The organism is Pseudomonas meliae, assembly GCF_001400515.1.
GTDB lineage: Bacteria > Pseudomonadota > Gammaproteobacteria > Pseudomonadales > Pseudomonadaceae > Aquipseudomonas > Aquipseudomonas amygdali.
The window spans coordinates 1-12670 of the sequence record NZ_LJQT01000460.1 but is presented as its reverse complement, the minus strand read 5'-3'; the positions used below and the strand labels follow the sequence as shown (position 1 = coordinate 12670).

The 12670-nt window shown below is 59.0% G+C and carries 9 protein-coding genes and 3 pseudogenes; 3 read left to right on the top strand and 9 right to left on the bottom strand.

Annotation, left to right across the window (positions count from 1 at the left end):
• Positions 1-1770, top strand: a pseudogene (gene katG / locus ALO64_RS21115) (catalase/peroxidase HPI); the annotation flags it as partial.
• 99 nt (positions 1771-1869) lie between these two features.
• Here the strand turns inward: katG and ALO64_RS26925 are convergent.
• The 9 genes and pseudogenes from ALO64_RS26925 to ALO64_RS21075 form a co-directional block, all read right to left on the bottom strand.
• Positions 1870-2136 (bottom strand): annotated as a pseudogene (locus ALO64_RS26925) (methyl-accepting chemotaxis protein); the annotation flags it as partial.
• Positions 2137-2157: 21 nt separating this feature from the next.
• Positions 2158-2877: pseudogene (locus ALO64_RS26920) on the bottom strand (PAS domain-containing protein); the annotation flags it as partial.
• Between the two features lie 387 nt (positions 2878-3264).
• Positions 3265-3573, bottom strand: a complete 309-nt coding sequence (locus ALO64_RS21105) for a hypothetical protein (RefSeq protein WP_005733007.1) — start codon at positions 3571-3573, stop codon at positions 3265-3267.
• Positions 3574-3729: 156 nt separating this feature from the next.
• Positions 3730-4908, bottom strand: a complete 1179-nt coding sequence (gene nhaA / locus ALO64_RS21100; protein ID WP_044345099.1) for a Na+/H+ antiporter NhaA — start codon at positions 4906-4908, stop codon at positions 3730-3732.
• Positions 4909-5065: 157 nt separating this feature from the next.
• The gene (locus tag ALO64_RS21095; RefSeq protein WP_044345100.1) at positions 5066-6580 is read right to left on the bottom strand and encodes an ABC transporter substrate-binding protein; all 1515 of its coding nucleotides are present in this window, start codon (positions 6578-6580) and stop codon (positions 5066-5068) included.
• A gap of 51 nt (positions 6581-6631) precedes the next feature.
• A complete protein-coding gene (locus ALO64_RS21090; RefSeq protein ID WP_044345101.1) occupies positions 6632-7612 on the bottom strand; it encodes an ABC transporter ATP-binding protein in 981 nt (326 codons plus the stop codon).
• Positions 7609-8601 (bottom strand): ABC transporter ATP-binding protein, encoded by a 993-nt coding sequence (locus ALO64_RS21085; RefSeq protein WP_044345102.1) that lies wholly within the window; start codon positions 8599-8601, stop codon positions 7609-7611. The genes ALO64_RS21090 and ALO64_RS21085 overlap by 4 nt, the downstream gene beginning before the upstream one ends.
• A complete protein-coding gene (locus ALO64_RS21080) occupies positions 8598-9461 on the bottom strand; it encodes an ABC transporter permease (protein WP_044345103.1) in 864 nt (287 codons plus the stop codon). Before ALO64_RS21080 ends, ALO64_RS21085 begins: the two co-directional genes overlap by 4 nt.
• The gene (locus tag ALO64_RS21075; protein WP_002555166.1) at positions 9458-10405 is read right to left on the bottom strand and encodes an ABC transporter permease; all 948 of its coding nucleotides are present in this window, start codon (positions 10403-10405) and stop codon (positions 9458-9460) included. The genes ALO64_RS21080 and ALO64_RS21075 overlap by 4 nt, the downstream gene beginning before the upstream one ends.
• Positions 10406-10744: 339 nt before the next feature.
• Here ALO64_RS21075 and ALO64_RS21070 point away from each other — a divergent pair, with 339 nt between their 5' ends.
• Together ALO64_RS21070 and ALO64_RS21065 are read left to right on the top strand one after the other, a co-directional pair.
• Entirely contained in the window at positions 10745-11509 is a 765-nt protein-coding gene (locus tag ALO64_RS21070; RefSeq protein ID WP_002555167.1) for a LuxR family transcriptional regulator, read from the top strand.
• 94 nt (positions 11510-11603) lie between these two features.
• Complete coding sequence (locus ALO64_RS21065) at positions 11604-12527, top strand: proline iminopeptidase-family hydrolase (RefSeq protein ID WP_044319638.1); 924 nt, start codon at positions 11604-11606, stop codon at positions 12525-12527.
• Positions 12528-12670 lie beyond the last annotated feature (143 nt).

The window sequence follows — 12670 nt, the reverse complement described above, 5'->3', positions numbered from 1 at the left end:
AAAATTTCTGACAGTCTCTGTCTGGGAACCGGAAGAAGATGTGTACTGGGGCTCCGAGACCACCTGGCTGGGTGGCGAAGAACGCTACGGCGCACAGAGAAAATGCAGCAGCCGGGCGACGGCACGCTGGTCGCCGAGCCGGAGAACCATGCCAACGAAGAAAGCCGCACCGCGAGCGGTGAGCGCAATCTGGAAAACCCGCTTGCCGCTGTGCAGATGGGCTTGATCTACGTGAACCCGGAAGGGCCTGAAGGCGTGCCGGACCCGGTCGCTTCGGCGAAGGATATCCGTGAAACCTTCGGTCGCATGGCGATGAACGATGAAGAAACCGTAGCGCTGATCGCCGGTGGTCACGCCTTCGGCAAGACCCATGGCGCAGGCCCTGCCGACAACGTCGGTCCGGAGCCGGAAGCAGCCGGTCTTGAAGAGCAGGGGCTTGGCTGGAGAAACAAATTCGGCAGCGGCAAGGGTGGCGACACCATCACCAGCGGCCTGGAAGTGACCTGGACTTCGACTCCGACCAAATGGAGCAACGAGTACCTGGAAAACCTCTTTGGCTTCGAGTGGGAGCTGACCAAGAGCCCGGCAGGCGCGCATCAGTGGACGCCGAAGAACGGCGCAGGCGCGGGCAAGATTCCGGATGCCCACGATCCATCCAAACGTCATGCGCCAAGCATGCTGACCTCTGACCTGGCGCTGCGCTTCGATCCAGCTTACGAGCAGATCTCCCGTCGCTTCCTGAACAACCCTGAGCAACTGGCCGACGCGTTCGCCCGCGCCTGGTTCAAGCTGACTCACCGTGACATGGGCCCGCTCGCGCGCTACCTCGGCCCGGAAACACCGGCCGAAGAGCTGCTGTGGCAAGACCCTATTCCGAATGTTGATCATGCGTTGGTGGATGATCAGGATGTTGCCGCGCTCAAAGGCAAGATTCTGGCTTCGGGGCTTTCTGTCTCGCAGCTGGTTTCAACCGCATGGGCAGCCGCTTCTACTTTCCGTGGCTCTGACAAGCGCGGCGGTGCCAATGGCGGCCGTCTGCGTCTTGCTCCGCAAAAGGACTGGGCGGTTAACCAGCCTGCACAACTGGCGGGCGTACTGAAGACGCTTGAGGGGATTCAGAGCGAGTTCAACGCCGCTCAGTCGAGTGGCAAGCAGGTTTCCATTGCGGACCTGATCGTCCTGGCCGGTAGTGCAGGTGTCGAGCAGGCTGCGAAGAACGCTGGTCATCACGTCACGGTGCCGTTCACACCAGGCCGNNGCCGATGCATCGCAGGAGCAGACGGATGTCGAGTCGTTCAGCTTCCTTGAGCCGATCGCCGATGGCTTCCGCAACTATCAGAAGGCGCACTACAAGGTCTCGGCGGAATCGCTGCTGGTCGACAAGGCGCAACTGCTGACCCTGACGGCACCGGAAATGGCTGTGCTGTTGGGCGGCCTGCGGGTCTTGAATATTAACGTTGGACAGAGCAAGCACGGCGTCTTCACCGACAAGCCTGAAACCCTGACAACGACTTCTTCAAGAACCTGCTGGACATGGCCGTTGAGTGGAGAGCGACTTCAGGTGCCAACGACACCTTTGAAGCACGTGACCGCAAAACCGGCGCAGTCAAATGGACCGGCACCCGTGTCGATCTGGTATTTGGCTCACATGCCCAACTGCGTGCGATTTCCGAGGTGTACGGCAGTTCGGACGCTAACGAGAAGTTCGTCAAAGACTTCGTGGCCGCATGGACCAAGGTGATGAACCTGGACCGCTTCGACCTGGCTTGATGTGTTTGATGTGCTGAGTTGAAAAAACGCCTCGGCNNGCCTCCCTTGCGGAGGCGTTTTTTTACGGCCATCAAAAAGCGAAGGCTGGTTTTATCAGCGACTCATCATGCTTGCCGCCTGCTCCGTCGCTTCAGTCGTTCGAGTCGCCAGCTTGCGCACTTCGTCAGCTACCACCGCAAAGCCCCGCCCAGCTTCCCCGGCACGTGCAGCTTCAATCGCGGCATTGAGCGCCAGAAGGTTGGTTTGGCTGGCAATGCTCTGGATAGTGCCGACTATCTGGGTCAGTTGAGTGATGTTCTCTTCCAGGTTTTTCTGATGCTGTGCTTCGGTGTCGCGAAGAGCATCCTGCTCATGCTTCAAATGCACATCCACCAACGCACCGACCACCCTCAGCGGAATACCTTCGGGATTGCGACGAGTCTGGCCGCGTGCACGGAACCAGCGGTACTCGCCGGTTTTCATCTTCAGGCGGTACTCGATATCGAACGGCGTCTTGCCAGTCCGGTCATTCAAGTGCGCACCGAATGCCGTCAGACTGCGCTCCTTGTCGTCAGGGTGCAGCCGTGATGCCCAGCTATCCAGTACGTCAGGAAACTCTTCGACTGTTTCAAAACCCAAAAGCCGCCTGAACTGTGGAGACCACCAGAACGGGTTTCTCGCATTGACCGGGTCGCCAGCAATGACCTCCATGTCCCAGAGCCCGTCGGAGAGCATCTCCCGGGCCAGTTCGAATCGGGTAATGATCACATCGTGTTCCAGATCACGTTCAAGCTCATCGTGAATATCACGAAGCGAGCCGGCGACACGCAGCGGCGTTCCGCGTGCGTCTCTTAACGTTTCGCCTTGGGCATAGAACCAGCGATAAGTGCCGTTCTTCATCGCCAGACGATTCTTGACCCGGTACGGCGTGTTACCCGAGCGATCATTCAGATGCTTGGCAAATGCGTCGAGCGTGGCTTGTTTATCCTGCGGATGAAGCCGGTCTGCCCAGCTCGCCAGTACGTTAGGGAAATCTCGCTCGTCGTTAAAACCGAGAAGCGTGCGAAGTTGCTGCGACCACCAGAATCGATTGTTCGGGTTGACCGGATCGCCTGCTACGACCTCCATATCCCAGAGGCCCTCGCTCGACGCACGGTTGACCAGATCAAAGCGGGTCTCATAAGCGGCGGCCGAAGCAGAGGCTTCACCCAGAAGGTGGCGGGCGGTTTCCAGTTCCTGCTCAAGATCGGCGATACGTTGCTCGTCGAGACGACGCTGGGCACTCAGCGAACTCCAGCACTCAAGTACGCTGTTCTCTTCAGCACAGCCTCTTACCACCGGCTCGCCAGCCCCCTTGAGAGAGGCAATAAGTTGTTGAAGGGCTTTTCTGTCACGACGTGGTCGGAATAAGTGAAACATGCACAGGGCTCTCAAAATAAAGTCAGATTTGCCGAGTCCCTGGCATGTCACTTCTTTATCGACATGCCGTGCGGTTTCTGAATCGTCAGATTGCAATCAGGTAATGGTCACTTGTTCCAGAATCAACTTCACGGCTTGCTGATCGGTTTGCGCCCCGGCCATCAACTCCGCTACCCAGCCGCAACCGGACTTCTCCAGATGAACTCGCCAATCACCGGGCCAGTTCTCAAGCCCGGCCAGGTTCAGAAATATACAGCCACCCCGCTCAGCATGCCCGCCGGTAATTGACTGTTCAAAACAGAACGGTTTATCGGCTCCGGATGTGTCGACACTGAATAGGTACACATCGTGTTTCGGGTCCTCAAGCGAAGGCGCGCAATTGCGCTGACTGATCAGCTTCAACATTTCTCAATCTACTCCTGGCTATATGATTGACTGTGACGTCCATTACTTCGGGAATGCAGTTCGCGACGGTTTACGTCGCGAAGAGGACGCAGAGCGTCCAGACCGGCATGCCGACGCGGAGCGTCGCACGATAGTTGAGATTATCGTCCCTTACGCTCACCCCCTCGCTCCAAACCTGCGCAACACCACAACCCCAAGCAACGCCGATAACACCGACCCGATCAGTACGCCCACCTTGACCTCATCCACCAGCTCCGGTGCGCCCGGGAAGGCCAGTGCGCCGATGAACAGGCTCATGGTGAAGCCAATACCGCACAGCGCTGCAACACCGTAAAGCTGGCCCCAGTTGCTGCCGTCCGGCAAGCGGGCCAGGCCGGCGCGGATGGCCAGTGCAGCGAGGGCGAAGATGCCGACCTGTTTGCCGATCAGCAGCCCCAGCGCGACGCCCAACGGCACCGGGCCCAGTAGTTTGTCGGCGGTGATGCCTGACAGTGAAACGCCAGCGTTGGCAAAACCAAAGACCGGTACGACGGCAAAGGCGACCCACGAGTGCAGTTTTTCTTCCAGATGCAGCAACGGCGAGCTGGCTTCTTCATCGGGTTTGCCGAGCGGAATGCACAGTGCCAGCGCTACGCCCGCCAAGGTGGCGTGAATACCGGACTGGAGCATGAAGAACCACAACAGCGCGCCGACAATCAGGTAAGGCAGCAGCTTTTTAACGCCCAAGCGGTTCAGCGCGACGAGCACGGCGATGGAGCCAAGTGCGGCCAGCAGCATGGGAATGGACAGATCGCTGGTGTAGAACAGCGCAATGATCAGCACAGCGCCGAGGTCATCGAGAATTGCCAGTGCCGAAAGGAATATCTTCAGCGACAACGGCACACGCTTGCCCAGCAATGACAGCACGCCCAGGGCGAATGCGATGTCGGTCGCTGCCGGAATGGCCCAGCCGCCAATGGTGTCTGGCTGGCCCCAATTGAATGCCACGTAGATCAACGCCGGAACCACCATGCCGCCCAGCGCCGCGAAGCCCGGCAAGGCGCGCTGGCTCCAGGACGCCAGCTGGCCGGCCAGCATTTCGCGCTTGATCTCCAGGCCCACCAGCATGAAGAAGATTGCCATAAGGCCATCGTTGATCCAGTGCGCTACCGACATCCCGGCGAGCACGGTATGCAGCGCTGCAAAGTAGCTGTCGGCCAGCGGCGAGTTGGCGACGATCAGAGCTGCAAGCGCAGCCGCCATCAGGATCAGACCGCCAGCGGCCTCAGCGGCGAAAAAGCGCTTGATGAACGCCAGCGCGCTCGGGGATTCGGTACGGGGGGTGGGGTTGTGCATGCAGGGCTCCGCAGGGTACAGCGCAAAAAGGCCGCAACCTTACCACTCGCAGAGCCTGCCACAGCGCAGGTAAACCTGAGGATACAAATTAACGCGCATGCCCATCATGGCTTGAGGAATCAGGGCTCCTGTCTGCCAGACAACAGCCCTGCCCGCTTCACTTCTTGACGGTTTCTTCAAGCGTGAACCGGCCCAACGGGTTCTGGCCGAAGTGCTCGATGTTCTTGCGTGAAACACTGATGTAAGGGCTGTAGTACAGGTCGATCCAGTTGACGTCGGCTTTGGCCATTTTCTGCAGGTCGATGTACATCTGCTCACGCTTTTTGGGGTCCATTTCAACCCGCGCAGCAGCAACCAGCTCCTTGACCTTCTCGTTCTTGTAACGGGTCATGTAGTTGTTGTTGGTGTCATGGCCAAGCACGAAGGTGGTTTTCTGATCCGGGTCGAGGATGTCGTTGGTCCAATACATCACGGAGATGTCGTAGTCACCGGCAATCAGCATGTCCCAGCTCTGGCTCGGGTCGACTTTCTGTAGCGTGGTGGTTACGCCAACCTTGGCCAGCTGCTGTTGCAGCATGACCGCAATTTGCTCGTCGACTTCGTTGCCAGCATTGACCACATAGTTGAGCTTCAGGTCTGACGCACCGGCATCCGCCAGCATCTGTTTGGCCTTGACCGGGTCATATGGGCGTTGCAGGTTATCGGCGTAGTGATACAGCGCGCCCTTGGGAATGTAGGAATTGGCCACGGTGCCCAGCCCGAAGGTAGCGGCCTCGACCAGCGATTTCTTGTCGATAGCCATGTCCAGTGCCTGGCGTACCTCAGGCTTGGCCAATGCGCCGTGCTCATGGTTGAGCAACAAATGATCTTCACGGGTGGACGGGTCCAGGTGAACCACCAGATCAGGGTTCTTTTTCAGGTTTTCAACACGGGAGAACGGCACATAGATCGCTGCATCCAGTTCGCCCTTCTGGACCATCAGCATACGGGTGTTGTCATCCGGCACCGAGATCCACTCGACACCATCCAGGCTGACGCTCGGCGCTTCCCAGAAGTCGGGGTTCTTCGCCAGGATCACCCGATCACCGCGCCGCCATTCTTTCACTGTGAAGGCTCCCGAACCAACAGGCTTTTCGGCGTAAGCCTCTTCGCCCAGGGTCTTCATGGCCTTCTCGGAGAGAATCGACACGTTGGGCAGCGTCAGTTGCGAGAGGAACGAGGCCGATGGATTCTTCAGGGTGATGACCAGCGTACGCGGATCTGTTGCGACGGCTTTGTCGATAATCTTGTAGGAATCGCTCCACAGCGAGCCCTTGTCGTCGCGAATTCGCAGCAGGCTGAATACAGCGTCGCTGGCGGTCAGCTCCGAGCCATCAGAGAATTTGGCCGGGCGTATCTTGAGTGTATAGGTCAGCCCGTCGGGCGAAATCGACCAGCTTTCGGCCAGTCCTGGCACCAGCTTTGTGCCCTTGTCGTCAACCCGGATCAGCACATCGTAGACGTTGGAAAATACCCAGTTGTCGATGTTTTGCGCGCTTTTGATCGGGTCGAAGGTGGTGCCGTCCTCACGACGGCCGATGGTCAGCACGCCCGCGGCTTCCGCCACTCCCGCTGCCAGGGAACAGGCCGCCAGCATGGCGACGGTCAGCATTTTCATTGGTCGAGCTTTCATACAAATGAACTCCTTGCCGGTGTCGGGACAGATGTTTGTTGTAGGTCTGGATCAAAAAACGGGTGCATCAAGTACACAGTCGTAGCGCTGCTCGCCGACATGCCGGGTGGGTGGCGCGACGCTGGAACAGGTCGGTCTGGCGAACCGGCAACGCGGATGAAAGGCGCAGCCAGCGGGCAAACTCAGGGGGCTGGGTGGCTCGCCCTGCAAGGGTTCACCGGGCAGCGGACGATCCGGATCAATCTCCGGAATAGCCTGGATCAGCGCCGCGGTATAGGGATGACGCGGCTTGAGAAAGACCTCTTCGACCGGGCCCTCCTCGACGATTTTGCCCAGGTACATCACCGCCACCCGGTCACACAGGCGGCGCACGATGGCAAGATCGTGGGCAATGAACAGAATTGCCAGGTTCATGCGCTGGCGTAGTTCCAGCAGCAGGTTGATGATCTGCCCCTGAATCGACGCGTCCAGCGCCGCCACACACTCGTCGGCGATGATCAGCCGCGGCTCGATGGCCAGTGCGCGGGCAATGCCGACACGCTGACATTGCCCGCCGCTCAAGGCACCCGGTTTGCGTTCGGCAAATTCGGGGCGCAGACCGACCATGTCGAGCAACTCGATGACCCGCGCCGGAATCTCGGATGCGCTGACCTTGCGTTGCACTTTCAGCACCTCGGCCAATGTGGCACCGACGGTCATGCGCGGGTTGAGCGAGGAAGACGGGTCCTGAAAGATCATTACTGTTTCACTGCGCAAACGCTGCAGACTGATACCGCTAACCTGGGCCATGTCGACGTCATCGAAGACGATCTGCCCGGAAGTAATGTCGTTCAGACGCAGAATGGCGCGCCCCAGCGTGCTCTTGCCGCTGCCAGACTCACCCACCAGCCCCAGCGTTTCACCCTCACAAATGCTCAGCGACACACCGTTGACGGCATGCACCCAACGCTTATTGAGACCCATGAAGCCTGATCCGGGGGCCGGGAAGCGCACCACCAGATCGTTGACGTTCAACAGCCTGTAGCCGCTCATGATACGGCCCCTCGGGAATCTGCCAGCGGATAGTGACAGGCCGCTTCATGGGCAACCCCCATCGACCGCATCAGGGGGAGCGTCTCGACGCAGCCTGCGCCCGCATGACCGCAGCGCGCATGAAAACGGCAGCCAGCGGGCAGCGCATCGAGCAATGGCGGCTGTCCGGGAATGGTGCGCAGCAGGCCACTGCCCGCGCTGCTGGCAGGCTGGCAGTCGATCAGGCCGCGGGTGTAAGGATGACGGGCGCGGGCCAGCACGTCGCGCTTGCTGCCGTGTTCACACAAGCTACCGGCGTACATCACCGCGATGGAGTCGCAGGTTTGCGCTACAACGCCCAGGTCGTGGGTAATCATGATCAACGACAGCCCGTGACGGTCACGCAGGTCCAGTAACAGCCGCAGGATTTGCGCCTGCACCGTCACGTCCAGCGCGGTGGTCGGTTCGTCAGCGATCAGCACCTGCGGCCCGCAGCCCAGCGCCACGGCAATCATGGCGCGCTGGCGCATGCCGCCGGAAAACTCATGGGGAAAGTTATCCACACGCGAAGCCAGGTCGGGAATGCCGACCTGACGCAGCAGATCAATCGCCAGCGCCCGAGCCTCACGTTTCGAAGCCCCTTGGTGCAGACGAAAGCCTTCGGCAATCTGCTCGCCGATACGCATCAGCGGGTCCAGATGACTGCTGGGGTTCTGGAAGATCATGCCGATCCGCCGCCCGCGCATGGCACGCATGCCGGCTGCATCGAGTTTCAGCAGGTCGACATCATTGAGCAGCACCGAACCACCGCGCACGTGCAGGTCCGGCGATGGCATCAGTTGCATCAATGCCCGGCAAGCCATGGTCTTGCCAGAGCCACTTTCGCCGACCAGCCCGAGAATCTCGCCCTGCTGCAGATCGAACGACAACCGGTCGACCAGCGTTACCTCGCGCCCCCGACTGTTCGCAATCACGCTCATCTCGCTGACTTTCAGCACCGGCGTACTCATTGCCGCTCTCCGAGGGTTTCGGCAACGCCGTCCGCCAGCAGGCTGAAACCCATGGCCAGCGTCACGATGGCCAGCCCCGGAAAGGTGCAGATCCACCACGCAGACGTCAGAAACGCCTGCCCCTCGGCGACCATCGTGCCCCACTCGGCCAACGGCGGTTGCACGCCCAGGCCCAGGTAGCTGACCGAAGCGCCACTGAGCAACACCAGCACCGCATCGGACATGGAAAACACAATCGAGCCGAACATCGCATTGGGCAGCAGATGGCGAAACAGAATACGCAGGTGACCAAACCCCAGGCTCTTGGCCGCCAGGGCGAAATCGCTTTCCTTGAGGACCAGAATCTGTGAACGGATCAGCCGCGCGTAAGACACCCAGCCCACCAGGGCCATGGCGATGTAGAAACTGCTCAGGCCAGGGCCGAGAATCGCAATGATCGCCAGCATCAGCACCAGAAACGGAAAGGCCAGAACGATATCGATCACGCGCATGCACAGGTTGTCGAAGCGACCGCCTATATAGCCCGACAATGCGCCTACAAACGTGCCGATGATGAACGGGAAAACCACCCCGAGCACACAGATCTGCAGGTCGATGCGTGCCGCCCAGATGACTCTGGACAGAATGTCGCGACCAAAATTGTCGGTGCCGAACGGATGCGCGAGGTGCGGCGCGAGCATGCGCAGTTCGGTGTTCTGGTAAATCGGGTCATAGGGTGCCAGCCACGGCGCGAAGAGTGCCAGCAGCAGCCACACGCCAAGCAATGAGGCACCCAGCAGCATCGCCAGTCGGCCGTTGCGCAAGCGCAGGCGAAGCCGCGAACGCCAGTGTGGGCGCAGAGGGGCGTGGGCGATGGTCATTTGATGTTCACCCGCGGGTCTATCGCGACAGTGGCCACATCAGCGAGAAAGTTGACGATTACCGTGGCACAGGCGAGCACCATGGCTACCCCCTGCACCACCATGTAATCGCGACTGAAGATGCCGCGCACCAGCAGCTGGCCGATGCCGGGGATGGCAAACAGGCTTTCGATAACGACAGTGCCGCTGATCAGCCAGCCGATGTTCACTGCCAGCAGGTTGATTGACGGCACCAGCGAGTTGGGCAATACGTGACGGCGAAACACTGCGCCCTCACTGACGCCACGTGCCCGCGCCGCAGTGACATGATCAGCCAGCAGTTCCATGAGCATGCTGGCGCGCAGGTTGCGAATCAGCACTGCGGACAGAGCCAGGGCAATGGTCAGGCATGGCAGCACCATGTGGTGGGCCTTGTCCAGCCAGTCACTGCCGTAACCTGACACCGGAAACCAGCCAAGCTGCACACTGAACAGCAGAATCAGCATGATGCCCAGCCAGAATGCCGGCATGCCCAACCCCGTGGTGGTGAAGACACGAATCAGGTTATCGCCCCAACTGCCCTTGTTGCGTGCAGCGACCGTGGCCAAAGGCACGGCGATCAGCAGAGCCAGCAGGACGCTGCCACACACCAGAAATACGGTAGGCTCCAGCCGGGTAACGATCAGTTTGAGCACATCGATCTTGTACAGCAGCGATTTACCCATATCGCCCTGCAAGAGGTTTTTCATGAAGTACACATACTGCGTCCACAAGGGTTCATCCAGCCCGTATTGGGCGCGGATGTTGGCCAGTGCCTGCGGTGTGGAACGTGCGCCCAGCAGAATGCGCGCCGGGTCACCGGGGATCGAGCGCACCAGAATGAAGGTCACCAGACTGATGCCGAACAGCACCGGCAGCAACTGCAACGGACGCTGGAGAATAAAACGATAACGACCCAGATTCATCAGACGCCCCGATGCTGTGACAGAGAATTCAGCAGGACCGGAAAGTACGCCGCCACCCCTTTCACGCAAAAGGGCAGAGCGAAGTTGTAGTCGAACATTGACCATCCGTCGACTTTGATTGTTTTGCGCTCATCCGCCTTGCTCGCATACCCCATCGCACCTCACCTTTGCGGACGTCGCTCATGGCCTCAACCCTATCGCGCAGCGCCATGGCAAACAGCTAGCAATTCTTATAGGTTTTACACGACTGACAGCCGGTTGGACGCAGGCGTGGCACTGTCCTTGCTAATTGCTATATTAAGCCCCCTACACCGGCTCTATGACAAAGGAGGTCAAGCCATGCATATCAGGTTGTCGGATTTCAATTCGCGTCTGCAATCGGCATCTACAGTGGATCAGCAAATGGATTGCGCACTGTTACTGGCCTCGGATCTAGGATTCGATGCAGTGATTTACGATTACAGCCCGGTGCCTGTGTCCCATGATGGAGCACTGATCACACCTTCGTTGCTTTCATTGCGCAACACCCCGGCAGATTGGCACGCACTCTGGTGCAGCCAGGGGTACTACCAGATCGACCCGGTGCAACACCTGGCCGTGGCCAGCGTTTCGCCTTTTGTATGGTCATACCAGCCCAAGGCTGAAACGGTGCTGCAAACCTTTATCACCGACATGCACAAGCCGGTGGTGCGCTATCTGCATGACTCACACATGACGTGTGGCGTGACAGTGCCTATCCACATGCCCAAGGGCGGTTTTGCCACCCTGACAGGCCTGTGTTCCGACAGCAGCGACGCTGCACTGGAAGATGCCCGGCAGAGCCTGGCCGAGTTCGGTCTGCTGGCTCAGGCCTTTCAGGAAGTCGCCTACCCGCTGTTTGACCAGAAGATGCGCTCCTGTAATGCGATCAAGCTCACCCGCCGTGAGCGTGAATGCCTGAGCTGGTCTGCCGAAGGGCTGACGGCCAGGGAAATCGCCGATCAGCTCAACCGTTCGGTCGCCACGGTGACGCTGCATCTGAATTCGGCCATGCAGAAACTGGGTGCCAAAAACCGTGTGCAGGCAGTCGTGCGTGCCGTTCACTACCGTTTACTCGACCAATGACCGGTTCATCAGCCAAAACCTATCATTTTCTATAGTTTTAAGATGCCACGCGCAGCGCTATGGTGCCCCGAACTATCCAGCAGGGACAGGCGACATGGCAGACATGACGATCAAGGAAGGTTTTGCGCCGTTCGGCGACTATCAGACTTGGTATCGCGTCACCGGCAACTTGCAAGGCCCGCGTACACCGTTGGTCATTCTGCACGGCGGCCCCGGCTGTACCCATGATTACGTGGACTCGTTCAAGGACCTCGCCAGTACCAGTCAGGCGGTGATCCATTACGACCAGTTGGGTAACGGAAAGTCGACTCGCCTGCCCTATGAGAGTCGCGAATTCTGGACAGTCGATCTGTTCCTGAGAGAGCTGAACAACCTGCTTGCCCACTTGGGCATCGAAGGCAATTACGCGTTATTGGGCCAGTCGTGGGGCGGCATGCTGGCTTCGGAGCATTCGGTGCTCCAGCCCAAAGGGCTGAAAGCGCTGATTGTCGCCAACTCCCCGGCAGATATGCAGACCTGGGTAAGCGAGGCCAACCGACTGCGCGAGGACTTGCCTGAAGCTGTGCAAGCTGCGTTGCTCAAGCACGAACAGGCAGGAACGTTGACTGACCCTGAGTACCTTGAATCATCGCGGGCATTTTATGACCGTCATGTATGCCGCATCACACCCTGGCCGGACGAGGTGAAACGCACCTTTGACCAGATCGACGCGGACCCGACCGTGTATCACGCCATGAATGGCCCTACCGAGTTTCACGTTATCGGCACCCTGAAAAACTGGACCATTGTCGACAGGCTGGAACACATCAAGGTCCCGACATTGGTGATTTCGGGGTTTTACGACGAAGCCACCCCACTCGTGGTGAAACCCTACGTGGAGAACATCCCTGACGTTCGCTGGTCGGTGTTCAGAGAGTCCAGCCACATGCCCCATGTGGAAGAAAGAATGGCGTGCATGGGCTGCGTAGCAGGTTTTCTGGATAAGTTATCTGTGGCCGCTACCGTGTCAGCGGCTTAGTCCTGCAGTCCCGACTGAACACAGATCTCAACCCCCTACAACTAGAGTTAATACTTTAGAAATAGTGAACTGTGTAAACCGTTAACATTATTCACTCTGTGACGGGGACTTTTAGCGCCTGATGCTTAAGAGGGTGTAGACAA

Bases quoted from the DNA above. Each gene is read 5' to 3' on its own strand.
- ALO64_RS21105 (WP_005733007.1), bottom strand. From the start codon at position 3,573: ATGTTGAAGCTGATCAGTCAGCGCAATTGCGCGCCTTCGCTTGAGGAC.
- nhaA (WP_044345099.1), bottom strand. From the start codon at position 4,908: ATGCACAACCCCACCCCCCGTACCGAATCCCCGAGCGCGCTGGCGTTC.
- ALO64_RS21095 (WP_044345100.1), bottom strand. From the start codon at position 6,580: ATGAAAGCTCGACCAATGAAAATGCTGACCGTCGCCATGCTGGCGGCC.
- ALO64_RS21090 (WP_044345101.1), bottom strand. From the start codon at position 7,612: ATGAGCGGCTACAGGCTGTTGAACGTCAACGATCTGGTGGTGCGCTTC.
- ALO64_RS21085 (WP_044345102.1), bottom strand. From the start codon at position 8,601: ATGAGTACGCCGGTGCTGAAAGTCAGCGAGATGAGCGTGATTGCGAAC.
- ALO64_RS21080 (WP_044345103.1), bottom strand. From the start codon at position 9,461: ATGACCATCGCCCACGCCCCTCTGCGCCCACACTGGCGTTCGCGGCTT.
- ALO64_RS21075 (WP_002555166.1), bottom strand. From the start codon at position 10,405: ATGAATCTGGGTCGTTATCGTTTTATTCTCCAGCGTCCGTTGCAGTTG.
- ALO64_RS21070 (WP_002555167.1), top strand. From the start codon at position 10,745: ATGCATATCAGGTTGTCGGATTTCAATTCGCGTCTGCAATCGGCATCT.
- ALO64_RS21065 (WP_044319638.1), top strand. From the start codon at position 11,604: ATGGCAGACATGACGATCAAGGAAGGTTTTGCGCCGTTCGGCGACTAT.